15 protein-coding genes and 1 tRNA gene are annotated in these 26833 nt (G+C 41.8%); 5 read left to right on the forward strand and 11 right to left on the reverse strand.

What is annotated here, in order from left to right; translation table 11 throughout:
- Window positions 1–221 precede the first annotated feature (221 nt).
- The 3 genes from ACLCDV_RS15175 to rpe form a co-directional block, all read right to left on the reverse strand.
- Window positions 222–2486 (reverse strand): aconitate hydratase, encoded by a 2265-nt coding sequence (locus ACLCDV_RS15175; protein WP_317666099.1) that lies wholly within the window; start codon window positions 2484–2486, stop codon window positions 222–224.
- 50 nt (window positions 2487–2536) lie between these two features.
- Complete coding sequence (locus ACLCDV_RS15180; RefSeq protein WP_317666097.1) at window positions 2537–5299, reverse strand: bifunctional aconitate hydratase 2/2-methylisocitrate dehydratase; 2763 nt, start codon at window positions 5297–5299, stop codon at window positions 2537–2539.
- Window positions 5300–5658: 359 nt separating this feature from the next.
- Window positions 5659–6339 carry a ribulose-phosphate 3-epimerase gene (rpe, locus tag ACLCDV_RS15185; RefSeq protein WP_411971541.1) on the reverse strand — a complete coding sequence of 227 codons (681 nt, stop codon included), beginning with the start codon at window positions 6337–6339 and terminating at the stop codon, window positions 5659–5661.
- A gap of 149 nt (window positions 6340–6488) precedes the next feature.
- Between rpe and ACLCDV_RS15190 the strand changes: the two genes are divergently transcribed.
- Window positions 6489–8606: an HD family phosphohydrolase gene (locus ACLCDV_RS15190; protein ID WP_411971542.1), complete on the forward strand. Its 2118-nt coding sequence runs from the start codon at window positions 6489–6491 to the stop codon at window positions 8604–8606.
- Window positions 8607–8733: 127 nt separating this feature from the next.
- Window positions 8734–8823, forward strand: a tRNA-Ser gene (locus tag ACLCDV_RS15195).
- Between the two features lie 168 nt (window positions 8824–8991).
- Here ACLCDV_RS15195 and ACLCDV_RS15200 read toward each other — a convergent pair.
- The 8 genes from ACLCDV_RS15200 to ACLCDV_RS15235 all read right to left on the reverse strand — a co-directional run bounded on the left by ACLCDV_RS15200 (window position 8992) and on the right by ACLCDV_RS15235 (window position 19397).
- Window positions 8992–9429, reverse strand: a complete 438-nt coding sequence (locus ACLCDV_RS15200; RefSeq protein WP_411971543.1) for a transposase — start codon at window positions 9427–9429, stop codon at window positions 8992–8994.
- A gap of 626 nt (window positions 9430–10055) precedes the next feature.
- A complete protein-coding gene (locus ACLCDV_RS15205; RefSeq protein WP_411971544.1) occupies window positions 10056–10853 on the reverse strand; it encodes a ThuA domain-containing protein in 798 nt (265 codons plus the stop codon).
- Window positions 10854–10882: 29 nt separating this feature from the next.
- The gene (locus tag ACLCDV_RS15210) at window positions 10883–13348 is read right to left on the reverse strand and encodes a glycoside hydrolase family 9 protein (RefSeq protein ID WP_317666087.1); all 2466 of its coding nucleotides are present in this window, start codon (window positions 13346–13348) and stop codon (window positions 10883–10885) included.
- Window positions 13349–13352: 4 nt separating this feature from the next.
- Window positions 13353–14279 carry a ThuA domain-containing protein gene (locus ACLCDV_RS15215; RefSeq protein WP_317666086.1) on the reverse strand — a complete coding sequence of 309 codons (927 nt, stop codon included), beginning with the start codon at window positions 14277–14279 and terminating at the stop codon, window positions 13353–13355.
- Window positions 14269–14733 carry a hypothetical protein gene (locus ACLCDV_RS15220; protein ID WP_411971545.1) on the reverse strand — a complete coding sequence of 155 codons (465 nt, stop codon included), beginning with the start codon at window positions 14731–14733 and terminating at the stop codon, window positions 14269–14271. The genes ACLCDV_RS15215 and ACLCDV_RS15220 overlap by 11 nt, the downstream gene beginning before the upstream one ends.
- Before the next feature lie 65 nt (window positions 14734–14798).
- Entirely contained in the window at window positions 14799–16451 is a 1653-nt protein-coding gene (locus ACLCDV_RS15225; protein ID WP_317666084.1) for a DUF6377 domain-containing protein, read from the reverse strand.
- 257 nt (window positions 16452–16708) lie between these two features.
- The gene (locus ACLCDV_RS15230) at window positions 16709–17920 is read right to left on the reverse strand and encodes an alginate lyase family protein (protein ID WP_317666083.1); all 1212 of its coding nucleotides are present in this window, start codon (window positions 17918–17920) and stop codon (window positions 16709–16711) included.
- 22 nt (window positions 17921–17942) lie between these two features.
- Window positions 17943–19397, reverse strand: coding sequence for a glycoside hydrolase family 30 protein (locus tag ACLCDV_RS15235; protein ID WP_411971546.1), 1455 nt, complete (start codon window positions 19395–19397; stop codon window positions 17943–17945).
- Between the two features lie 617 nt (window positions 19398–20014).
- Here ACLCDV_RS15235 and ACLCDV_RS15240 point away from each other — a divergent pair.
- From ACLCDV_RS15240 to ACLCDV_RS15250, 3 genes are read left to right on the forward strand one after another with little or no spacing between them, the layout of a single operon-like run.
- Window positions 20015–21439: a DUF5125 domain-containing protein gene (locus ACLCDV_RS15240; RefSeq protein WP_411971547.1), complete on the forward strand. Its 1425-nt coding sequence runs from the start codon at window positions 20015–20017 to the stop codon at window positions 21437–21439.
- 22 nt (window positions 21440–21461) lie between these two features.
- Complete coding sequence (locus tag ACLCDV_RS15245) at window positions 21462–24674, forward strand: SusC/RagA family TonB-linked outer membrane protein (RefSeq protein WP_411971548.1); 3213 nt, start codon at window positions 21462–21464, stop codon at window positions 24672–24674.
- 13 nt (window positions 24675–24687) lie between these two features.
- On the forward strand, window positions 24688–26769 hold the full coding sequence (locus ACLCDV_RS15250) for a RagB/SusD family nutrient uptake outer membrane protein (protein WP_411971549.1): 2082 nt from the start codon (window positions 24688–24690) through the stop codon (window positions 26767–26769).
- Window positions 26770–26833 lie beyond the last annotated feature (64 nt).

The raw sequence follows: 26833 nt of genomic DNA on the forward strand, positions 1-26833 counted from the left end.
TTTATAAGCAAATAAAAACTGTGGAAAATGGTAAAATATGACGAAGATCACAGAAATATCATTCGATTCAGAAAACAAACCTTCATGACTTATCAAGCACCGAGAGTAATTAAAGCGAACTAAAAAGTTCTTTCTGTCGAATAACATCAGACAGTTTCAAAAAAAAGCTGCTTCCCATTTCCAGGAAAGCAGCTTTTCATTTATTTTATTCCAAGGAATTATTACCCTTGATTTTTACGAATGATATTCAAAGCCCCACCAGCTTTAAACCATTCAATTTGTTGCGCATTGTAGGTATGGTTCGCCAAAATCTCTTCTTGCGTTCCGTCTGCATGATGCAATACAAGTGTTAAAGGTTTACCTGGTGCAAATGTTGTCAAGCCGATAATATCAATGGTATCATTTTCCTGAATCTTGTTATAATCGTCTTTGTCTGCAAAAGTTAATCCCAACATACCTTGTTTTTTCAAGTTCGTTTCGTGAATACGTGCAAAAGACTTAACTAAAACAGCACGAACACCCAAATGACGAGGTTCCATCGCAGCATGCTCGCGGGAAGAACCTTCACCGTAGTTTTCATCACCGACTACAATTGAACCAATACCGTGTGCTTTATAGTCCCGCTGTGTTGCAGGAACAGGACCATATTCGCCTGTGAGTTGATTTTTAACGCTATCAGTCTTTTCGTTGAAGAAATTCAAAGCACCGATCAACATGTTGTTTGAAATATTATCTAAGTGACCACGGTATTTCAACCAAGGACCGGCCATTGAAATATGGTCAGTAGTACATTTACCTTTTGCCTTAATCAATAATTTCAATCCTTTCAAATCCGTACCTTCCCATGGCGCAAAAGGCTCCAACAATTGAAGACGATCAGAAGTAGGAGCTACATCAACCACCACCGAACTACCATCAGCCGCAGGCGCCTGATATCCAGGATCATCTACCGCAAAGCCTTTCGTTGGCAACTCATCCCCTACAGGTGGATCTAGCTTCACTTGTTCGCCTTTATTGTTTATCAAGGTATCAGTTACCGGATTGAAGCCCAAATCACCAGAAATCGCGATTGCAGCTACCAATTCTGGCGATGCAACAAATGCATAAGTATTTGGATTGCCATCTGCACGTTTTGCGAAGTTACGATTGAAAGAATGAACGATTGTATTTTTCTCTTGTTTATCGGCTCCTACACGATCCCACATACCGATACAAGGACCACATGCATTGGTAAAAATTGTCGCATTGAGGTCTTCAAAAGTTTTCAGCAAACCATCACGATCAGCAGTAAAACGTACTTGCTCTGACCCTGGATTAATACCAAATTCAGCTTTTGTAATCAATCCTTTATCAACTGCTTGTTTTGCAATGGAGGCAGCACGGGATAAATCTTCATAAGAAGAGTTTGTACACGAACCGATCAATCCCCATTCCACTTGCAATGGCCAGCCATTCTTTTCAGCTTCTTCGCGCATGCGTGAAACTGGTGTATACAAATCTGGTGTAAAAGGACCATTTAGAGAAGGCTCCAGCTCAGATAGATTGATTTCTATTAACTGATCGAAATACTGCTCAGGATTAGCATAAACTTCGGCATCCGCTGTCAAGTGCTCTCTAATCACATTTGCCGCATCCGCCACTTCGGCACGACCGGTAGCACGTAAATAACGCTCCATGGATTCGTCGTACCCGAAAGTTGAGGTTGTCGCGCCAATTTCAGCGCCCATGTTACAGATTGTTCCTTTTCCTGTACAAGATAAAGATTCCGCACCTTCGCCAAAATATTCAACGATAGCACCTGTTCCGCCTTTTACAGTCAAGATACCTGCAACTTTCAAGATCACGTCTTTTGCTGCAGCCCATCCGCTGAGCTTACCTGTCAATTTTACACCGATCAGCTTAGGAAATTTAAGCTCCCAAGGCAAACCTGCCATGACATCACAAGCATCAGCACCACCCACACCGATCGCAACCATACCTAAACCGCCGGCGTTCACCGTATGCGAGTCTGTACCAATCATCATACCGCCTGGAAAAGCATAGTTTTCCAAAACAACCTGGTGAATAATACCTGCTCCAGGTTTCCAGAAACCGATACCATACTTATTGGACACAGAACTCAAAAAGTTAAATACTTCAGAGCTTTCGTTTTTAGCTCGTGCTAAATCTTTGTCTGCTCCTTCTTTCGCCTGAATCAAGTGATCACAGTGTACAGTAGAAGGAACTGCCACCTTTGGACGCCCAGCTTGCATAAATTGCAATAATGCCATCTGTGCAGTTGCATCTTGCATAGCAACGCGATCTGGAGCAAAGTCGACGTAAGAAACGCCACGTTTGTAATCTTCAGTAGCATTGCCATCCCAAAGGTGGGCATACAAAATTTTCTCAGATAAAGTCAAAGGTTTGTTAACCACTTGACGAGCCGCAGTAATGCGCTCGTCATATTGGCTATAGACCTTTTTAATCATATCTATATCAAAAGCCATATCTCTCTAATTTATATTGTTTAATTAAGTTACTAAACCCTAATCACTCATTATTTTGTTGGAATAGGCGCAAACTTTGTTAAGTTAATGCCTTCCACAGCAGCTTTATATTCTTCGATATTCGGAATACGGCCCAAGATCGCTGAAAGAACAACAACTGGAGTTGATGCTAATAAAGACTCCCCTTTTTTACCATCCCTATCTTCAACAACACGTCCTTGGAATAAGCGCGTTGAAGTAGCCATTACCGTGTCACCTTTAGCTGCTTTTTCCTGGTTACCCATACAAAGGTTACAACCAGGGCGTTCCAAGTACATAATATTCTCGTATTCAGTACGTGCAGTACTTTTTGGTAAAGCATCGCTAAATTCAAATCCAGAGTATTTTTGTAAGAATTCCCAATCGCCTTCCGCTTTCAGTTCATCGATAATATTGTACGTTGGAGCTGCAACGACCAAAGGAGCTTCAAACGTAACGACACCTTTCTGCTGTTCAATGTTTTTCAACATCTTCGATACGATTTTCAAATCGTCTTTGTGAACCATACAAGAACCGACGAAACCTAAGTCTACCTTTTTGTTTCCACCGTAGTACGAAAGGTCGCGAATTGTATCGTGTGTATAACGTTTGGAAACATCCGCATTATTCACATCCGGGTCGGCAATCATTGGTTCTTCAATGATATCCAGATCAATAACAACTTCTGCATAATATTTCGCATTGGTATCTGGAGTTAACGCAGGCTTGGCACCAGATTTAATTTCCTCAATACGTTTATTCGCCTTGTCAATTAAGCCTTGCAAAACGTTGTTTTTGTTTTCCATGCCTTTATCGATCATAATCTGGATACGGTTTTTAGCGATCTCCAATGATTCGATCAATGTATTATCCTGTGAAATACAAATAGAAGCTTTCGCCTTCATTTCTGCAGTCCAGTCAGTAAAAGTAAATGCCTGATCGGCTAAAAGCGTTCCGATATGAACTTCAATAATTCTGCCTTGGAAAACGTTCTCGCCAGCAAATTGCTGCAGCATCTGTGCTTGTGTAGCATGAACCACATCACGGAAATCCATATGTTCTTTCATACTGCCTTTAAATGTAACTTTTACCGATTCTGGGATTGGCATAGAAGCTTCACCTGTCGCTAAAGCTAGCGCCACCGTACCAGAGTCAGCTCCAAAAGCAACACCTTTAGACATACGGGTATGTGAATCACCTCCGATAATGATCGCCCATTCATCTATTGTAATATCATTTAATACCTTATGAATAACGTCTGTCATTGAATGATATACACCTTGAGGGTCACGTGCTGTGATCAATCCAAAGTCATTCATAAATTTCATCAATTTTGGAATATTCGCTTGTGCTTTTTTATCCCAAACCGATGCCGTATGACAACCCGATTGATAAGCGCCATCTACAGTAGGTGCAATTACAGTCGCAGCCATTGCTTCAAGTTCCTGCGCTGTCATCAAACCTGTTGTATCCTGAGAACCAACAATATTTACTTTAACGCGAACGTCAGAACCGGCATGTAATACTTTACCTGGAGTTACACCAACCGCATTTTTATTAAAAATTTTCTCTACAGCAGTCAAGCCTTGTCCTTCAATCGTGATTTCTTTTGATGGGGCAAATACTGTCGGCGCTTGAATGCCTAACGTTTCCGCTGCAAAAGTTTGGATTTTTTTACCAAAGACAATAGCATAAGAACCACCTGCTTTAATAAATTCCATTTTTTGTGGAGTCAAAGCTTTGGAAATATCGATCAGCTCCTGCTCGCCATTATATAATTTTTTAGTCTTAGTATTGATCGTTAAGACAGTACCTGTTGCGACAGAATAAGCTTCTTCAAGGATTGGCTCATTTTTCTCGTTACGGATTACGTTGCCATTTTCATCCACTTTCTTCACCCAGTTTTTAAGGTCTATACCGATACCTCCGGTCACATCCACTGTGGTCAAGAAAATAGGTGAGATACCATTTGTACCGCCTACAATTGGTGCGATGTTCACAAAAGGAACATAAGGACTCGCTTGTTTACCCGTCCATAATGCAACGTTGTTGACACCCGACATACGAGATGACCCCACACCCATTGTTCCTTTCTCAGCAATTAACATGACACTTTTACCAGGGTGTTGCGCCTGTAAGGCGACGATCTGTTGCTGTGCTTCAGGTGTGATCATACATTTTCCATGTAATTCACGATCTGAACGTGAGTGCGCCTGGTTACCTGGCGACAATAAATCTGTCGAGATATCACCTTCACCAGCGATAAACGTAACCACCTGAATTTCCTCAGCAACCTCAGGCAGTTTTGTAAAAAACTCTGCTTTTGCGTAGCTTTCTAAAATATCTTTTGCAACCTCATTGCCTTGCTCAAAAGCTTCTTTCAAACGAGCAGTATCCGCGTCATATAAGAAAACTTGTGTTTTAAGCACCTCGGCCGCCTGTTTTGCAATAGCTAAGTCTGTACCCAAAGCCAGGTCCAATAAAACCTTGATTGAAGGGCCACCCTTCATATGTGACAACAATTCAAAAGCGAAATCAGGTGCAATTTCAGCAACAACTGATTCACCCAAAACAATTTCCTTTAGGAATTGTGCTTTAACACCCGCTGCAGGCGTAGTACCCGGCAACGTGTTGTAAATAAACAATCTTAAAGATTCAGCTCTATTTTCATTGTTTAAATCTTTAATCTGAGCAATTACCTCACTTAGTAATTCTGCTCCATCAATAGGCTTAGGATGTAACCCTTGGCCTTCTCGTTCTACAACCTCTTGTACGTAATCGTTGTAAATACTCATAGATATCTATCTTTCTATTTTATGGGTAGCATAAAAACACCTATGTCTTTCTAAACCGCCATGTCTGTAATATAATTAAGCAAATACGCCATCTATCGGGTCCTCCCTGACAAATCACAAATTAGCCCTTCCACTTCATGTTTCGAAGCTGATCTATTTGTCGTAAATCAACTTGTATGACTAATTACAAAAATAGTGAAAATCCAACTTTAAACGCATGCATTCCATTTATTTAAATCAATTTGGAATTGTTCTAAACAGCATTTATGCAATCCTGCCATCTTTTTTTGAAATCCGCTATATTGTATTTATTTCTTTCAAAAAAAAGGTGATTTATATTATTAAATCACCTTTTCGTTTTATATACTTTCTACAGTTATATCAATGTCTTTTAATGCTTTCACGGTTTCCAGAGGATCTGTCGCGTTGAATACAAATGACCCTGCCACCAGCACATCTGCTCCGGCTTTCAATAACTGTGCTGCATTCGCGGTCGTTACTCCCCCATCGATTTCAATCAGCAGACCATCATTCATTCCCTGTGCCATGGCCCTTAGTTCCTGTACCTTGGCATAGGTATTTGGAATAAATTTCTGACCGCCGAACCCTGGATTGACCGACATGATACAGACCAAGTCCAGATCCGCAAGAACATCTTTTAAAAGTGCTACTGGCGTATGTGGATTCAATGCAACCCCTGCTTTACAGCCCAATTCTTTAATAGCAGCCAGTGTACGATGCAAATGTGTACAGGCCTCATAATGCACGGTAATGATCGCTGCACCCGAGTCTTTACATACCTGCAGATAACGGTCTGGATCAACAATCATCAAATGTACATCCAAAGGTTTAGAAGCATGTTTTGCAATAGCCTGCATAACTGGAAATCCAAAAGAGATATTTGGAACGAAAACACCGTCCATAATATCAATATGAAACCAATCTGCCTCACTGTTGTTTACCATGATGATATCATCGTATAATTTTGCAAAGTCTGCAGCAAGAACGGATGGTGCAATTAGATGTGATTTTGTTGACATGTTGTATTTTTTTTGCAAAGATAACAAGTATTTTTTGTTCATCACAGCGTTTACCCGTTTTAATACCTATAAACGACAATTGGCTAAAGCTGCAGAAAATAATTATAATTACATTTGTATATTAACATGATAATAAAATACAGCTCACCGTGGGAAGACTAAAAATAAAATATAGAAGAGAATTAAATACAACGGAGAATCTCGTCCGAAAAATTGGATTAATACTTATCACCATTATTCTGATCTGTATATTCCTTCCCAAACAACCTCGTTTTCGCTATGAATTCCAAAAGGGAAAAGTATGGAATCATGAGAATCTGATATCACCCTATAATTTTGCCATATTAAAAACGCAGGAGGAATTGAATGCGGACAAGAAAAGTATCTTAAACACGATTCAACCGATTTATAATGCCAATACGACAACAAGCAAAGAGCAAATTGATCAGTTCAACACGGATCTTGCCGAAAAGTGGCAAAGCAGCAAATTGGATACAACGCATGAAAATATAGTTGATTATAGAAATGCCGGTAATGCCATCTTAAGCCATCTCTATGGCAAAGGCATTCTGTCATTGAACAATCGGTTTCAGAACCGCAGCAATGACAAATCCCCGGCTTCCAAGCATTACAACTTTACACTGATCCAGGACAAAGTTGCCAGCCAAAAAAACACAGTCGACTGTTACACCATCGAAAGCTCTTATGGTTATATGGATGAAATTATGCCCAAATTGACCAAGATAAAGCAAAAGAGCTGGCTGGAGGAAACTTTAAAAAATTACATTACCATTAACTACATCTACAACGATCAACAAACGGAAGCTTTAGAACAAAATGCCATTGCAAACATATCGGCTACACGCGGTGTGGTCCAAAAAGGAGAACTGATCGCTGAAAAGGAGAAAATAATTTCCAATGAAACGTACCAGAAACTCGAGTCGCTTCGTAAGGTATATGAAGATGAAGGCAAGATCAGTGGAAATCAAAACTATGTGACCCTGGGCCAATTTCTGATTATCTCGCTTGCCCTGTCTATTTTGATGGTATTCCTTTTTCTTTTCCGTAAGGACATCTATTTTAACAACAGGTTGCTGGTCATTATCATGATTGTGATCATTGGTATGCTCGCTGTCCTATCTTGGGCCATCAAAATCAAAATCCCCAATCTCTATTACATCCCGTTTTGCGCCGTCCCTATTATTATTCGTATTCTTTTTGATACGCGTGTTGCACTCAATATCCATCTGTTGATGGTGCTGCTGGCAGGTCTTTTTGTACCGAATAGTTTTGAGTTTGTCTTTTTACAATTTATGGCGGGGATAGTTGCGATCTATAGTATTAAAACATTGGTCAAACGAGAGCAGCTGTTCATTTCCTCGGCTATTATCCTTGGCACCTATTGGATTGCTTACATTGGCTTGGTTGTCACGAGAAATGGGTCAATAGACACCATTTACTGGTCTGACCTTCTTCCTTTTTTCGTAAGTGTCATGATTACCTTGTTGGCTTATCCGATGATCTATGCATTTGAAAAGTTATTTGGTATTGTATCTGATCTAACACTCATGGAACTTACCAATAGTAACTCCAAGTTATTGCGGGAACTTTCTTTTAAGGCCCCCGGAACATTTCAGCATTCCTTACAGGTGGCTAATCTAGCGGAAGCAGCTATTTACAAAATTGGCGGGAATCCGTTGTTGGTACGCGCTGGAGCACTATATCACGATATCGGAAAATTGACAAACCCCCAGTTTTTCATCGAGAATCAGAAGACAGAAAAAAATCCACATGATGAGCTTTCACCGGAACAAAGTGCGCAGATTATTATATCACATGTCATCAAAGGCGTCGATATCGCCAAAAAACATCAATTGCCTGACGTGATCCTTGATTTTATCCGCACACACCACGGAACAACGCGTGTTGACTATTTTTATAACGTTTTTGTCAAGAACAACCCTGACAAACTGGTTGACGAGTCTTTATTTACTTACCCCGGACCCATTCCTTTTTCCAAGGAAACAGCTGTACTTATGATGGCGGATTCGGTCGAAGCCGCATCCCGTGCATTAAAAGAACCATCTGAAGAGTCTATCAATAATCTTGTCGATAAAATTATCGAACATAAATTGATGCGGGGGCAGTTTAATAATAGTAACATTACGCTAAAAGATATCACTGAATCTGCAGTTATTTTTAAGGCAATGCTCAAAAGTATCTATCACGTGCGGGTGGATTACGAATTAAGCAAAAAAACAATGTAATTTTAATTGTCAAACAACAAATTGAATTTCAAACGCTTATTGCAACGTTACATTTTTTTTGCATTTTTTTTAGTATTTAGACTTTGCAGAATCAAATAATTGCCTTATGTTTGCAATGTCAAAACGAGGAAGGGTGCCTGAGTGGCCGAAAGGAACAGTTTGCTAAACTGTCGTACTGGAAACGGTACCGCGGGTTCGAATCCCGCCTCTTCCGCCAAGACAAAAGAGCTTTTTGAGAAATCAGAAAGCTTTTTTTGTTTTTGGAGCTCGGGCAGCACCAAAAACGGATCAAGCAGAATTCTTGGGATCATACCGAAAGTTTGGGGGAGGAGAAGTTTTTAAGCATACAATTTCATTACTCTATATTGGAAGAATGTGGTGTCCCTTACGCCGCGAAAGACACTCCTGAACGCTTTGAGCTTTGCATTGAAAGATTCTGCTGAAGCATTGCCTTGGCCATGTTTGGCGCCATATCCATGGTTACCTCCTTTACCTTATTCCTTGAGCGCAGGGGAATCCGTTCAAGAACAGACATGATATCCTCAGCCTTGGTGCCCTTGATAGTTGCCAGGATCGTCCCTTTACCTCCTTTTGCCGATTTACTGCTAACAATGGTATATAATTCACCGTTGCGAAAACTGGTCTCATCGATGCTCAAGCGTTCAGAGATGTTCCCCGGGAAAAGAGTCCATCGCTCTGCATGTGGCTTTTGGCTCCAGTCATGGAAGTCACTGAGATGGTTCTTGTATTGATCCTGAAGTTGCTTGCCGTCCATCTGGAAGAATAACCCTACCAATTGGGCACTTACAGGATAGTTATCCAAATATCTTCTTTAAAAAAAGCCCGAATTCAGTCGTCATTCGAGTACCCTCACGCAAAAGGTTCCAATCTCTTGTGATAATCTCTCCCGTATCTAACACTGTCCAGCGGCGGCGGCGGATATGTAGAGTAACTTTCTGACCTCTAATGGGAAAGTCTGAAATCTCTGTGGAAGGCATAAAGCCCTTTGACTCCAACTTGCTGTTCTCATAGTCCTTTGGAGCAATATTAAGCTCATCTAAATAAATGTGGAGCTGACTTCTAAAATCTGAAAGTATTCTAAAAGCCCTTCGGCCATCAATAGGGACAGTAATTTACGTTCGGGCAAAACAGTTCAAGAACGCGCGAGCAGCTCAGGGACGAGATCGATTACCTTTACCAGGAGTTTGCTACACAAGATACCATTTTATTCGTACCTGCTTCGTACCTGCTTCGAATCACCAACAGATATTATACAGCCCCGACACAGAAATTGATCAGTCTCTCACCAGAAAAAGTCTGTTGCATTATTGGTCAACATTCGTAAGCAGACTGTACAGCTCCGAACGCTTTACGAACAAGGTACGAACAACATACGAACAAAAGGCAAATGCCGCAGTCATTTGGCTCACCGTTGTTATTTAACATTCTTTATTTACTACCGGCCCATAGAATTGCATTCCTGAACATCGTTGTAAAATCTTTAGATGCAAATAAGGATCCGCTATGGCCAATCAGAAAATATACGTTTCTGGCTTTCACATTTGTATTACTCCAAATAATGGGATGGTCGCCCATTTTAATCGTTGAAATGGGCTGGTAGCTATCCTCATCGACATGCGCCAGAACCTTGACATGAGGTCTTGGATTTTTATCAAAAACATAAAACTCATCATTGGGAATCAAAAAATGAGGATTTACACCTTTCATAACAGGATGCTTTCGATCTTCGACATAAGCTGTCGCAGATGCTGTTTTAGCGATGTAATTTTTAAATCGTATTCCACCCATAAAGTTGGAAAACCAATTCCACATCTTGTAGCCATCAAATTCCCCCAGCAATGCCGCATGGTGAAAACCGACCCAGCCTCCTCTTCCATTTTCTATGTAATCTATAAACGCCTTTTCAGCCTCTTCTGTCCATCTATACGGTGGATAATCCAACTGTATGATTACCTTAAACTGTGTCAGGTATTCCTTTGTTATTTTTTCTGTATCATGAATTTCTGTTATATGAAAGCCGTCTTTCTCCCCTGAATTCTTTAACCATTCTAATCCAGTATCTGTAAATGAAGCATGTTGCCCGCCCCTTTCTGTCAGTACGAGTACAGCAAAGGTATTACGGCCTTGAGCAGATAGCGCACTTATTGTCCCGATCATCATAAAGAAAAGGAACACGATATTTAAGCATGAGATCGTCAAGTTTCTCGGATTCGACACTTGTGTCATAAGTATGCGGTTTAAGTAAATTAAAAAGTTTAAAATTCCGAAGTTAGTGATAGCCACTTCCCTGCTGTTGTCATCCATACCTCCTTATACGTCGCATTGTTAGCCTGTGGCCAATAAGGAACATCTTCATTGTACCGGGTTTGTATACCTACAGGCATTTCCCCCACCATTTCACCCGGAAGCGGACAATATTGCTGTGCAAAATTTGCGCCCTCACCATAAATAAGAGACTGTCCAAAAGGATTCTTACCGACGGTCCAATAAAGTTGTTCACGTGCGATCTGTAGAAGCGTCTCATTTTTCAGGTATTTACCCAATATCGCTGCTGCCTTGCCCTGGCTCAAATGAATCGCCGCATTTCCCCGGAAAGAAAACCAGACAGGAAAACGCTTTAAATAATAAGATTTATCCAATTGGACACCTTGTTTGAGTTGGGCTACATAATCGTCCTTGGCTTTTGCTCCCGCAAAAAGATGCTGCCGTTGAAAACTTACTGAGTCCTGGGCTTCTTCAATATGATAGACGCCTGCAGGAGCCATGCCGTAAGGTGCTGTATACTTCATAGTTTTTGTGAGGTAACTACCATAATCAAGCAATGCCTGTTGCCATAACCTGTATTTGACATGCTGTGCTTGTCCTTCGGCGAGGGCAACAAGGGCCTGAGCATAAATTTGCTCGCGCGATTGATGGTTGGCATGCACAACGACCTTCTGCGTTCGATCTCGATAGAAAAAACCTTTTAATCCGTCCTTATCACCTAATGGTTCCTTACGCTGTGCCAATAATACCGCATCCATAAAATTAACAGCATGCTGTGCGTATGTTGTATTCCCTGTGAGCTTATACAGCTGACTGGCAGCCCAAGAAGCCGTCGCCATAAATTGACTTTCGGAAGTGCCATAGCTATGTTCCCAAAAAACGGGAAAATGATCATACCCCGTTTCCTTCCATTTGGACAGCGCAAAATCAAAATCCTCCATCGCTGTCTTTTTCAATTTTTCACTTAGTGCAGGATCTTGAACCATGCTCATGGCCGCATATGCTTCATAGGCTGAAAATAAAAAATTATCAAAAGGGCTATCATGGACACGTGCCTTCATATCATCTTTATTACCGATCAGGCCATCCGTCCAGATCACAATTCCAGCACTACTGGCCCTGTACCCTTTGCCAAGGCGGGTTTTTAAGATAAAATCTACTCCCCAAGCTGCTTCCTCCATAAGTCGCTGATATAGGGCGGTATTGCTTTTTTTAACCTTATTGGCCATTTCCAGCAGCGAGAATACCACATCTCCGGTCTGTAAGCTCTGTTGGGAAAGGTCGCCGGCATCATGCCAGCCTCCGTTATAGGCCAAACGAAGTCCATCAAAGGTCGCACCGATATCGGCATGACAGGAACCATGCTTCTCTGAAACAGGGTGGCCACAGCGTTCACAAAAAATAAAGTTGAGCACACGCCATATGGAATTTTGCCATATATTTTCACCTATCACAAAAGGTTGGGTTTCCTGCCCTTCTGTCGCAATGATATATTGCCCGAACTTTGTAAAGTCACTGAAATCTAACACATCAAATTCGCCAATACTAGTAGTTACACTTTTCTTCTTACCGGTATAAACTACAGCCCTATCTTCGGCGCGAAGTAACTTAAACAAATCATCCCCTGTTTTTTTATGCTTCAAAATCGCGGTCTTTTGTCCCTGAAGATCATACCCGGTGGATGAATAGATAATGCGTCCCTCGACGGGTTCCCAGCCCAGCATCCGTTCAGGTTTTTCGACTTCCTGTAATTCAATCCCATCGATATAAAAATTTAACGAATCCCCACTGACCCGATCTTTTCCAAAGCCGGGTACCCCAAAAGCGATACCTGTTATACGATCTCTCGGTAAGTCACCGATCTCCAAAAAACAGGTATTCCATGTCCTGTTGACCAGATTTATTTCGTGGGTTCCCTCCCGAAAATATTCGTCTGGGATTTTCTCTTTGCCATCATTGTAATAATGTAGGTTTAGATGAACATTGCGGCCGCCTTCACAATCCGGATAGATACGAAAAACGATACGATTGTATTTTTCCCAATTTTCTCCTGCCAAGTCAAATATGGCAGAAGCGCCACCATAATTCGCATAGTCTCCATCCGCAGGCGCTCCATGAGCCCATTCTTTACGGACCGTCGGCACTTGCAATTTAATAGTCCCCACACCAAACTGTCCCTCTTTCTTCGCGAAGAAAATTTTGCCAACCCCCTGTTGACGCCAACGGGCAAACTCGGTGATTCCTTTGGGTTGATATGCTCGCAGGACTTTCTTTTTCATGCCCAGATTTTCTAAAGACAATGTTGTATCCAATGGTAGTGGACGGTGCAGAATTCCGCTCTGCCAAATCGCTTCATTCAACTTCAGGTCTGAAGTGAGTTTGGGTGTCTGAGCCACAGTTCTGGTTACCATAGCGCAAGAGACCATCACAAAGAAGAGTAATTGTAGCTTATTCATACCTTTATTTTGCATTGAAAGGGGCTTTGAATTCTTTTCTAAACGTCTGTACGCCTTTGGAGGGAAAATCTTTTGGAATAGCCTGCGTCACCTTGCCCGTTACGGCCCATTCACATCCTCGCAGCAAAGTAACCTGAAAGCCCGTGCATTCCATGGCATAGCGCAGTTCAGGGTCATTGCCCACATGTCCCATTACCGTCACAAATACTCTTCCTTTTCCATAGTTTACAGTCCACATCAGTGGTTCTTCACGACCTAGCCCTTGTGGACGTGTATCGTCTATGGTCGTTGCCAATACTTCCATATGTTCAGCAGGGCCGCGCAGGTATGTATAAAGTTCGTCTTTGAAATGACTCCAGACAGTAGGCAGCCCCTTTAGGATAGGATGATCTGTTGCCTTATGGGTCACATCAAAAGGATGCTGTAATCCATGATGTCCTGCGGGGCCGGGGCTGTAATCGTAGACGATTCTATTGTTTTTAAAATAAACATAGGGACCCACCGTCTCATCTCTACCATCCCAAGCACCCAGTGCTGTCATCTTGTTGTATTCGGGCCAGTCTGCCATGGGTACAATGGCTGAATGAATGACGACAAGAGCTCCTCCATTGGCCATATACTGCTCCAGATCCTGTCGGGTTTCTTGACTCCAGGTCGTCCCACCGTAATTGGAAATAATCAAGCTATAATCACGAAAGTGCGGGCGAAAAGTAGAAATATCCTGACCGTATGGTGGACTTATGGCGACATCCACATCAAAAAGCCCACTGTTTTCAAGTATTTTTTCTATGGCATCGGTACTACCCTTCCACCAGTGCGACCCATCTTGCCCCGTGACAATAAGTACTTTATGTTTTTGCTGCCCCATCAGTGTTGTCCAGCCTGAAAGAAGGGTCAGAATCAGTAGCAACACTTTCATATTATTTTTCATTATTTTTATATTCTACGCGATCAAATCGCCATTCTGTTTTTAAATTATTCCCATTTTTATCCACGGAAAATTTACCATCTTTCATATAGCGCCTGTATAATTCAAATTTTCCGTCGTTGTTCCGGTCCTCTAGGAGCAGTTCACGCTGATCAGAAAGGGTAACTTCGGAAATGTATTTTACCTCCTTTGAATAATAGCCAATGATCACGTAATAACATTTGAAAAGATCAAAATAAGGATAGTGACCATTGTCTGAAGCGAAAAGTAACACTTCTTCAAGTTCACTTGAATCGTCCATCTGCACACGTTGGTTTTTATGGAGACCAAAACCCGGTTTTTGAACCTCCGTCGGATAGCGATCCCAATTCGTTGCCTCTGAAGCCCTAAACTGTGCATATCCTGTATTTGTTATACACGAAAACAGGAATACGTAAAAAATATAGTTAATGTTCATATTCCATCTTTATAATTAATGCCCATTTTTCGCCTTGTTATTTATTTAAAAAATCGTTCTAATTCTTATGTAAATGCTCCGATCTCCTTCACGCGTCCTTCAAAATCTTCCCTTGATACACGCGATCGATTCTTCATCTTTGTCCGATAATTATAGATCGTATTAATAGAATATCCAAAAAAGTTGGCAATCTCCAGACTATCTACAATACCCAAACGAATCAAAGCAAAAATGCGCAACTCTGTATTCAGCACTTCACCTTTCTTCAAAACAATTTGTTCTTCTTTGGACAATAACGAATTTACCTGATCAACAAAATCAGGGAATAGGTTAATGAACATCCTATCAAAATTTGCAAATAATTCCTTCAATTCTTCATCTTTCAACGAGTTGTCACGTGTCATCCGGGCGAGCTCTTCGTATTGTCTTTCTTGCATTTTCTTGTTTACCATCTTCCGATAGTTATCTAACTTGGTTATATAGATTGAACACTCGCCCAAAAAATAGGCAATATACTCTTCTTTGAGGTGGTTTGCTTCCGCTACCTCGAGGTTACGGCTGGCCAGTTCCTGATTCATATCATGCAGTTTACTGTTAAAGCTCGCCAGTTCCTGATTTGCATCAGCCAGCTTATTCGCATAGGCTCGTCCTTTCTTCAACTGTTTGTACACATACAGAACAGAAATCACCAGCATTACAGACAAAATGGAAACAAGCAGCAGCAGTCCTTTTAGCTGCTGACTTTTCTGTTCGTTTTTTCGCTGATATTCCCGATCAATAATGGCTTGAATGGTGAGAATCTCCGAGCTGCGAATCCGGGTATTGTAAGCTTTAATATTGTCCAATGAAAAACAGATGTAATGGTAAGCCCTATTGATATCATCCTCCTGCATTAAAATATTGGCCAATACCGAGATAGAGGCATTATCTCTGATCGCAAGCTGTATATCCGAAAGCGCGGAAAGCGCTAGATATTTTTTTTCATTTTCTACGTCTCCCTGCTCCCGGTAAATCAATGAACGATGGAATGTAACTAATGCATAACCAAGTTGGTTGGGCGACGTGAGTCTGAGGCGTTCATCGTTCACTTTTAGGGCATCCACATATTGCTTTTGCAGGCGAAACTTCTTTTCTACGATCCGTAAATGCTCTTCCGACATTGCTGGTGCCAAATTGCGTACCATATCGTTAAAATGGTTTGCTTGGGTCCAATAGCTGCTTCTGGCCTGTGTATGCTGCGTATATTTTCCCATACCAAGATAAAGCTCCCGATAGGCAATTGCATAAGGCAATCTTAGATCATTTTCCAGCGTAGCTGATTGTATACTCCCTAATAGATCAGCGGCCTCCATATGCATCCCCAACCCAACAAAAAGATTTGCCAGGGCTATCGTAGATTCATTCCACTTATTTTCGTCTTTCAGTTCTAAAGCGATAGTTCTGTTCATATTCAAATAGTGAATAGCCGAATCCGACACATAGTTTCTATATTCATTAAACAGGGCAAAGTTAAAGTGATAACCTTTGTCTGAGCTTTTCATCAATGCATTACGCTGTGCTTTCAAACCAAGTATCCGGTCTTCTTTTTGCTTAAAAAACAGATCTTTATCCTGAATTTTACGATCCAGCACTTGCAATAGCGAATCTATCCCACTTTGCGCATGGACAACAGAACTGGTTACGATACACAATACGATAGTCAACAGGTTTATTTTCATATAAATTGGTTACTAAAATCATCCAGCCATGGCCATGCCGTATGTTTAGCATTTCGATGAAAAACATATTTAAGGTGTTTATAGGTTGGATTGAATGATTAAATATAGCAATTTTACCAAATTCTATCGATTGTGTTTGTTATCTTCTTCTATTCAGAACCGAAAATAATCGGCTCATTCTCGCTAACTCTCTCTATATACGCCTGTATTTTTAGGTTTTAAAATACAGGTGTCCGCATGATCAAAAGCTGCGTATTTTAATTTATCAAATCGTCTGCTCCATACAGAAGTCGCAAGCGATCAGTCTTATCTTCCTTGGCATAACGTCGGTATAAAACCCGGTTGTATTTCTGGCTGGGATCGAGCGCTAAAACCCGAATCAGATCACGGCATATATCCTGTTGCTTGGCCTCCCAGCCACTAATCTGCTTGTAAGGCCAGCTTGCTACACTTTTCCCCAAAAATGTGGTTAGGTATTCCACCCCTTTTAGAATTGACCGTCCATCACTGGAACGTTTGCGCAGCAAATCAATACCCAATGTCTGTGCGGTTTCACATACATCCAGCATATGAGTCAGATTGTATTGCGAATAATGATAAGACAAGGTGCGCCACAGCTCATTTGGCTGTTTTCCATCGGGTTCAATCTGGGCAAAAATTCTCTTTTTAGGGAAATCTGCAATTATTTTTCGCCCTGCTTGCTCATCTCCCGAGAACAACAGATAGGTCATTAGCTGAGCGTCATAAGCTGTAGCATGGTTGTTTTTCGCGTTTCTTTCTGCTACGCCCTGTTTGCTTTCCTGCATCCAATGTGCAAATTCGCCAAACCATTGTTTTAGGCTCTTATCATCCTGAGTACTGTAGCTTGAGGATGTTTTCAGCAGCTGTATACTACTTAGCATTTCCACAAACGAATAACTGTCAATTAATCCCTCCGGTCGGCCTTTAGAGTCATCTCTACCCGGGATAAATTGGGCGTAGTCCAAATTAGGGTTCATGCGCGTATCGCTATCTAAAAACCAGGTCCGTAGTAGCAGCACCGCTTTTTTGGCATATTTTTCATCAGCGCTATAAAAAAAAGCCAGACAAAGCGTATTCAGGTCTGCACACATATTGCCCAGCACCTCGCGGTCATATTTACCTAACTCCGGATTGGACTGACCATCTTTATTCACATAGGGCAACCCATTTGTTGTAGCTGGATTAGGCCACCAGTACCTGCTTAGGCTTACATAATCGTGTTTATCTCCACTCGGCGCAATCGCTTTTTTGTGTATGACGGAATAGGCTGGTCTCAACATGGCCTCCTCCGCTTGTTGTAGCAATTTTTTATAAGCCGGGTTATAAGCCGTGGTCTCCAGACGATCTTTTACGAAGTTCATTCGTTTTTTATTCCACAGCCATTGTGCAGACAGCCCAAAGTTCATGAGGAAAAGAAAAAGTGCTGTCGTGTATATTCGTATTATCATATCTACTAGTTTTATGAGCGTGTTAGTCCCAACGATAGGAAACGACTGATTTAGGTGGTACCGTATAGGTGAATTGTGTTCTTTGATCCGAGATGGTAATGATTTTTTTCATTGCTGTTTTATTTAACAGCACCAGAGCCATCGTACCATCACTGTTCTGAAATCCCGCGTGTATAAGTCCATCGGCCGCTACAGCCTTCGTCCCAATACGTGTCGCTCCAGGTTTCACAACAGCGGAGAGGTGGCTAATAACATAGTAATGAGAGTTTCTGGAAATTGATTTATAGTTTTTACGGTCAATATCTACCGCGCCATAACAGGTTTTACACCCTCCTTCTCTCCATGGTCCCCTATCCGAATCCAGCATCAGATTCCAAACCATAACTCCGCTACACCAATTATTTACCGTCCCCAAACCTACCTCTTCCATATCTTCGATCAGACGCAAAGCAAAATCCTGTCCCTTATTCCAGGTGCCGATGGAGGTTTCGGTAAATAGAAGCCCTTTATCAGGACGGGCAGCGTGTATACGCAACAGCTCATCTCGTTTACCCCCGTAATTATGATATGCCGCACCGGCAAGATATTTCGAAGCAAGGCTATCAGCATAAATATGTAGAGGATACCCCTGTTGATCTTTCATGTTATCGTAATTATAGTTATGATCAAACGCATATATTTTTGTATGGAGACCAGCGGATGCTATCTCCGCTCCCAAGCTTTTCACAAAATCCCGCTGTTCCATCCAACCCATAAAGAGAGATGCTGAATTTTTTCGATTAAGCGGTTCATTTTGTGGCGTTATTGCATATATCTTCACCCCGTTTTCCTCAAATGCACGAATCCACTTAACAAAATACTTAGCATAATCTGTATAATAACGGGGATTTAACTGACCACTAGTCCAGGAGTTAAATGGAAGCAGATCAACGAGGTTGTTAACCTTCATCCAACGTGGGCTCGTCCATGGAGATCCAAGAATTTTGATATCGGGATTGATCTTTAAAATTTCTTTTAACACCGGTAAAACATAATGCAATTCTTCATCCTGTAAAGCAAAATGCTCCAAACCTTCCTCATCACAACAGGTATATTCACTGAGCGAAAAGTCTGAACAGCCAATGGAAATCCGTATATAACTATGACCAAAACCTTTTTGTGGGTTAAAAGTTTCGTTTAAAAAACGCTGACGATCTTTTTTCTGCATCTGCATCAAATTGTAACAGGTAGATCCCGTTATTGCGGCTCCAAAACCATCCATTTGCTGAAAACGGATCTTTGGATCTAGCACAATGGTGGTAGCGACATCTTTTTGTACCCTTGCATCGATCCGTATGCTCTTCAAATCTTGTTTTTTATCCTGCGTGGTCACATACAAGTCAACTTGGTCCTTGGCACGTCCGGGTGAGGCCTGTACAAAAGAATAAAATAGGCACGAAATCAGTAATGACAGTAAACGGCAATTGCGTTGTTTCATTTTTTAGTATTATCGAGGTTTAAAATTGATATTATTGATTGACACAGAAGTTTAAGTCAATCCGTTGCAGGCAAATTTATCATTTCAGAAACCTTCAACATATAGACCTAAGAAAAAATGAGAAAACCAGTCTTAAAAATTAACCATAACCAACTTACTACAAGCAGTTTAAAAATTATATCAAGTCAAAAAAAAGTAGATCACAGTATTTATTTTTAGCTACGACCAACAAAAAATCCACGTATTGGAATTTAGTCCAAACTATTTTATTTAAAGGTCAAACCTCACTAATCACTACTTCTTTTTCAAATCAAACAAAACACAACAACCTAAAAAACAAAACATTAAACAGAAAACAACAACAAGAAAATCTCACTTTTGTTTTAGTTCATCTCCATTTCATTTTCGAGACCATTAGTTTTGTATCATAACCGTTGCAAAATATTTTCAGGTCAACAGCACTGTCACCCGAAATACAAATAGCCAATTTTTAAACGCAAGCCTAAAACGTCCATATGAGAATTAAGGAACCATAACATCCTGGAGAAGGTTGTTACTACAGCTTGTATATAGCCTAAGATAAACTGAATAAAATAACCAATCAATTAACACATGTCATGAGAAGAAAAACCGAACTTTTTCTGATACTGGGGGTATCCTCGGCTCTCTATACCTGCAAAGAAGACATCCAAATTGACACCCCGGAAATTACTTCGTACCAAACGGCCGAAGTAGCTTATTTGGGTGACAGCATTCCATTGGATATTACAATTAAGGGGGAGTATCCGATCAATACCATCAAGGCGACTTTTTTCCGGAATGGCGAACAGATCGCAGAAAGCATCATTCCAGCGAAAGAAGCCGGAAGCTACCGCAACAGATTAAAAATACCTTTTACCAAAGGAATCGCGGATGGTCCAGCAGAAATACAACTTATGGTGAAAAATAAGAATTTTAACTACAGCACAGTTATGATTCCAATTCAAGTCACCCGACCTAAATTCCCTTATTTGACACTCAAAACTGCATATGGAAATTACCGAATGGAGCCTGTACCCGGAGAATCCTATAAATACGCAGTCAGTGCAGCTTTCCCAAATACAAAACTGAACGCCTTAATTGAAGCCCCTGCTTACGGGAAAAATGGAAACACCCTTTTATTTGGCGGAACTGAGATCAGTGCTTATGCCACCGATAAAGATTCTATTCCATTTCAAATTGTTCGAGAGCCGGGCACCGTCTTTACCGTCTCATTTGATACGCGCAGTTTTGAAGGCTCCCCTTTTCTAAAACCAGCATTCGCGGGGATTGATTTTCCAAATTTCGTAAACAGTATAGCGGTCATAGAGGCCGAATTCAAACAAAATCAATCCATAAGCTTAGATGGTATACTTGATATTGCGAATTGGTGGATTGACCCAAGCTTTTTATCCAACAATGGAGATGGCTCCTACAAATTTAGGGCAACTGATGGAAAGTATCGTATAACGGCCCATCAGGCATTAAAATATTTTAAGATTGAACCTATGCAGGGGAATATGCTGGCCGATTTTGATCCTATAAGTAAAACCGGGGCTGTATGGATAAACGGTGGCATTGGAGATCAGGCAGGATCTTCACCTGTTGAACGGTTTGGTATTCCTTCGGTGACGACTAATGGAGCATTATGGAATCCCGAAAAGAATGTCGCCATGGCACCGCTTGGAAATGGTATCTATCAAATTAAACTAATCGCTGGTCAAAATCTATTTCTGAGCAATGTTTCGGGAAGTACTGCTGGTATAGCATTCTATCAAAACAGCCGGTCCTTTGACAATTACTTTGCGCTCAATTTAGTACAAACCTTATATGGTAATCCTGGACAGCCAACTTCTGCAGGAGGATCGGCACGTTTTGAGTTAAAAACTTCCAGTGGTAATCTGAGCAAAGGAGCGCCAATCATTTCGACGGGTAGCAACCGCTCATTGGGCGTAAACCGTACCTATGTATTCACTTTAGATACCAAGGTGTCTCCTGCCGCAGTAACCATTACCCTAGAATAATGAAGATCACAAAATTATGAAGATGAGCGAAAAAACAATATTTGCAACTAGCACCCGCTTTATGCACCGAAATCTGCTATCCCTCTCCCTACTTTGTGCCCCTTTTGGCTTATTTGCACAACAGGCAAAAGTATCAGGTCTTATTACGGATAGCAAAGGAAATCCGGTCTCGGGTGTCACTGTTTCTGTCAAAAACCAAACAGCAAAAACAAATACCAATGCCTCTGGACAGTATAGCATACTTGCTTCACCCGGAAATACGCTTGTATTTACTTATGTAGGATACATTACAGAGGAACATATCCTAAAACCTGAAGAAAACACGGTCAACATCCGTTTGACAGAGAGTGCATCCAATTTGGACGAGGTTGTCGTCGTAGGCTTTGGTAAACAAAAAAAAGAAAGTCTGGTGGCCTCGATCAGCACCATCACCGCTAAAGATCTCGCGGTTACCGGACGTTCGCTGTCTAACTCCATTGCCGGGCAGGTTCCGGGCATTGTTGCAATACAGCCTTCGGGAGAACCGGGATACGATGACTCCAATTTTTGGATCCGTGGGGTAAGCTCTTTTGCTGGTGGTACTAGCCCGCTGATAATTATTGATGGTGTACCGCGCAGTAAATCCGATATGAGCAATATACCCGTAGAAGATATCGAGACGTTCTCCGTGCTTAAAGATGCTTCAGCTACAGCAGTATATGGGGCCGAGGGTGCCAACGGCGTGGTACTGATTACCACAAAACGGGGTATGCCACAAAAGACAGTTATCTCCACCGATTTACAGCATGCCATCCGTAAGCCACTACGTTTGCCCAGTTCACTGGATTCGTATCGAACCCTAAGTTTGTACAATGAAGCAACCTGGAACGAAAAAGGAAATCCAACCTCGGGCTGGTTACCAACTTACGACGATAAAACGCTGGAAAAATACGTAACAGGAGCCGACCCAGATTTATATCCAAATACCAATTGGCTGGATCTTTTAAAACCAAATACGAATGTTTCAAGATATACCATAAATTTCCGTGGCGGTGGTGATCGTGTCCGCTTTTTCACCTCAGGAGCCTACTATACGGAAGACGGTCTTTACAATTCACATACGGTCGAAAATTACAATGCGAATCTAAAATACGAACGTTTCAACCTACGCTCCAATATAGACATGGACTTGACTTCGACAACAAAAATGTCAGTCGATCTAGCAGGTTTCTTTGTTAAACAAAATGCTCCTATACAGACCGCTGATAATCTGTGGAGCATTATTACCTTGGCGCCACGTTATCTGTTTCCAATGGTCTATTCAGATGGTACTTTTGCCGAACATCCGGTCTACTCTGCAGGATCAGTTGGAACCGGGGAGCGAGCCAACCCCTACAACTTACTGAACAACATGGGGTATAGCCGAAATCAAGAAGTGACCTTACAGTCCAAAATCAACTTGACACAAGCGCTGGATGTGATTACTCAAGGATTATCCTGGCGTGGAGCAGTTGGTTTCGATAACCTCTCACAGGGTCGTACCAACCGCACTAAAGAGGCAAGATCCTATTATGCCAATTCAAGGGATGCAAACGGGAATCTCGTCTTTAGCCAGATTCGTGGTGGTGCAGCACTTTCCAATCCCGCGGCAGCAGGAAGTTCGGGTGAACGCAATATCTATCTGGAAACAGCCCTGGATTACAAACATAAATTTGCGAAGCATGATGTATCGGGATTAATCCTCTATAACCAAAAGGAAAAACAATACCAAAATCGAGGCAATGGTCTTGAAATGCTTCCGTACCGTAAACAGTCTATTGTTGCCCGTGGTACCTATGGCTATGATGGACGTTACCTACTTGAAGCGAGTATGGGAATGACTGGAAGTGAGAACTTCGCCATGGGCAATCGCTGGGGTCTATTTCCTTCCATAGGTGCGGCTTGGTGGGTAAGCCACGAAAAATTTTGGGAGCCTTTGGAGCAAATCGTCAGTAAATTGAAATTTCGGGTATCATATGGTAAAACGGGAAATGATGTACTAGCAAATGATCTTTCGCGCTTCCCTTATCGAGAAAAATTGAATGAAGGAGCCGCGGGTTATAACTTTTCCTGGACCGGCGGTGCTGGTGTCGGCGATGGGCAAGGTTCGGGAAGTCCCGGTGCTGGTATTGTGGAGAGCGACTATGCTACCCCAACACTTCAGTGGGAGGAGGAAAACAAATTTAATACAGGAATTGATATTGGCTTATTCAAAAACCGGATCGATGCGACCATAGATTTCTTCTACAATGAACGTTTTGATATTCTGATGCGCCGTCGTACATTGCCAACATCTGCAGGTTTGCAGGTTGCTCCGATGCAGAATTTTGGACGCACAAACAATTGCGGACTCGATATGAATATAACCGGGACACAAAAGGTTAATGAAGTCACCTTGAGCGCCCGACTAAACTATACTTATACCAAAAACAAAGTCGTTGAGTTTGATGAAATTCCACCGTCTTATACCTATCAAGCCTACACAGGCCAAAGCATCGGCAAACCCTTCATATATATTGCCGATGGCCTATATACTCCGGATGATTTCGATATTACGGTCAACCCAGCAAATGGAGCGCAAACGTACCAGCTTAAATCGGGCCTCGCAAACCCTGGTTTTGCGGTTGCTCCCGGAGACATCCGATATAAGGACCTGAACGGAGACGGTTTGATTAACAACTATGATCAAACGTACAACAGTCTATTTTCTTCCAACATTACCCCTGGAATAGTGTATGGCTTTGGACTTAATGCAGAATGGCATGGATTGAATATTGGTATATTTTTCCAGGGAGCTGGTCGCTTTTCGACAAATCTGTTGGGAAAAACAGAAAACTTTTTTCCGTTCGCACGTTCGGTCAACGACGCTGCGTTGCGCGAGGAAGCGATGGACCGATGGACATTTGCCGACCCTTATAACCAAAACGTGCTGTTTCCCAGATTGAGCACAGCCAACAATGGTAATAATACACGCAACAGCACCTGGTGGTACCGCGACGCGTCTTACCTCCGTCTCAAAAATATCGAACTGGGCTATACACTAAAATCAGAATTTGTCAAAAAGATGCATTTAAATACTGTCCGCTTATATGTACAGGGTGAAAATTTACATACCTGGGATAAAGTTAAATTTTGGGATCCTGAAGTCACTGAACGTTCGGGTTCGCGTTATCCGATCAGCTCAACATGGACCTTTGGTTTAAACGTTACTTTCTAATCTGTTTAATACGATGAAAATATTTAATAAGGCTCTTATCTGTCTCGCGATAGCGACGACTACATTATCTACGTCCTGCAAGAAATACCTGGATGTCTCCTCTGAACTCGCCGACAATCTGACGATTGAAGGAGTATTTGAAAATGCCGCATACACTAGACGTTGGCACGGAAATATCTTTAACTGTATCATTGAATATTCCAAAAACTCATCCTCTGCCGACAGAATGAGCAATCCTTGGTCCGCAATTTCCGGGGAGATTGTCGCTAACTTTGCCCGCAATCTGATGGTATCGGGTTATACCGCTGGTAATGCTGGTTATCACCGTTGGGCAACTCAATATATGCAAATCCGTCAGGCATTAATTTTTATCCAACGTGCACATGCGATCTCGGGTTCGGGCAATAATGCATTGCCTCAGGCTGAAGTAGATCGCATGAAGGACGAAGCCCGCTTTTTTGTTGCTTATTCCTATTTTACCCTGCTGGAACTATATGGTCCTGTACCATTAATAACTGATCTGGCGGATCCGGAAGATCAGAATCTCGACTATGCCCGTGCCCCGATGGATGATGTAATCAACTACATCGACGGCCTACTGGCAGAGTTGATCAATACAGGAAATCTGCCTGCCACTATCAAAAGTAATGTCAGTACAAATCAATATGATACGGGCAGTATGGTACGTCCGACACTTGTCGCAGCACGTGCATTGCGCGCTAAGCTCTGGGTATATGCTTCTTCCAAGCTTTTTAACGGTGGATTTACCGAAAGCTTAGCCATTGTCAATCCCGATGGGAGCCGTTTATTCCCAGACTATAATCCACAAAAGATACAAACCGCAAAACAACGTCTAGAAGAATTTTTGGACTATGCGCATGGTCTCGGGCACAAATTACATATCGAGTATTATCCGGCCGATCCTGCTAACCCCGGCGTGCAGGAGATCAATCCCAATGAATCTATTTATCAACTATTTCAAAAGTACAATGATGAAATTATTTGGGCAACTGGATACAACGATTATAGCAATCCCAATAATCAGGAGCGCCGCTCTAATCCTGTAGATCTCTACGCAAGCCCCACTAATTTTGCTAACGTAGGCATCTCGCAGGAATCTGTAGACGCATTTTTTATGAGCAATGGAAAGACAATTTATGATGCCGGATCGAATTACAAAGAAAATGGATTCACGACAGTCAATAATCCTACCCATGTCAATAATCATGCGGATCAAAACATTTTCAATATGTATGCCAACCGGGAGCCGCGGTTTTATGCTACAGTAGGCTACAATGGAAAAAGTTGGCATATTCATGCAAATGAGCATAATAATCCAAATGGTATATACTATCAATGGTACGGTCGCGGCAAACCTTCGGGAATTGCCGGTGGCGAGAATTGGCCAAGAGCAGGGTATTTACTATATAAATTTAAAAACAGACGTATCGCACAAGGAATTAGTTCCATCAACGTCGCCGGTGCACCAGGTACTCCATTCACCGTTTACACTTCCTGGGCACGACCTTCTATTTTGTTCCGTTTAGCCGACTTCTACTTGTATTACGCCGAAGTCCTCAACGAAATTAATCCCAACGATCCAAAAATTATCGAATATATAGACAAAGTGAGGCAACGCGCCGGGATACCGGGCTATGCAGAAATGGAAGCAAGTGGTATTAAAACAGGTGTTATCGGTAATAAAGCCGGACAATTTAAAGCGATTGTTCAGGAAAGACATGTTGAATTATTAGGCGAAGGACAACGCTGGTTTGACATGCGCCGATGGATGATCTGTGACCCTGTAAGCGCAAATCAACCAGACAAAGGCGGAGTTGATGGTGATATGACACGTATGACCGGAATGAATATGAACGGTTTTGACAATGTGCAACAAACTTACGGTCAGAATACCACAACAGTAAAACCTTTAGGTGACCCCGATTCTTTCTACAAACGGACATCCATAGAAAACCGGCGATGGGTAAAAGAGTATTATTGGTATCCTGTTCCCCAAGATGAAATCAATAAAAGCAAGGGCCGTTTACTCGTTCAGAACCCCTTATGGCCTGTGGTTATTGGAGCGGCGCAGTAAACAATTATAGAAAACCGAGATATATTACCATATATTTCAATCAACTGTTTTCTTTACCATCAAA

Source organism: Sphingobacterium sp. Lzh-3 (genome assembly GCF_046764375.1).
GTDB lineage: Bacteria > Bacteroidota > Bacteroidia > Sphingobacteriales > Sphingobacteriaceae > Sphingobacterium.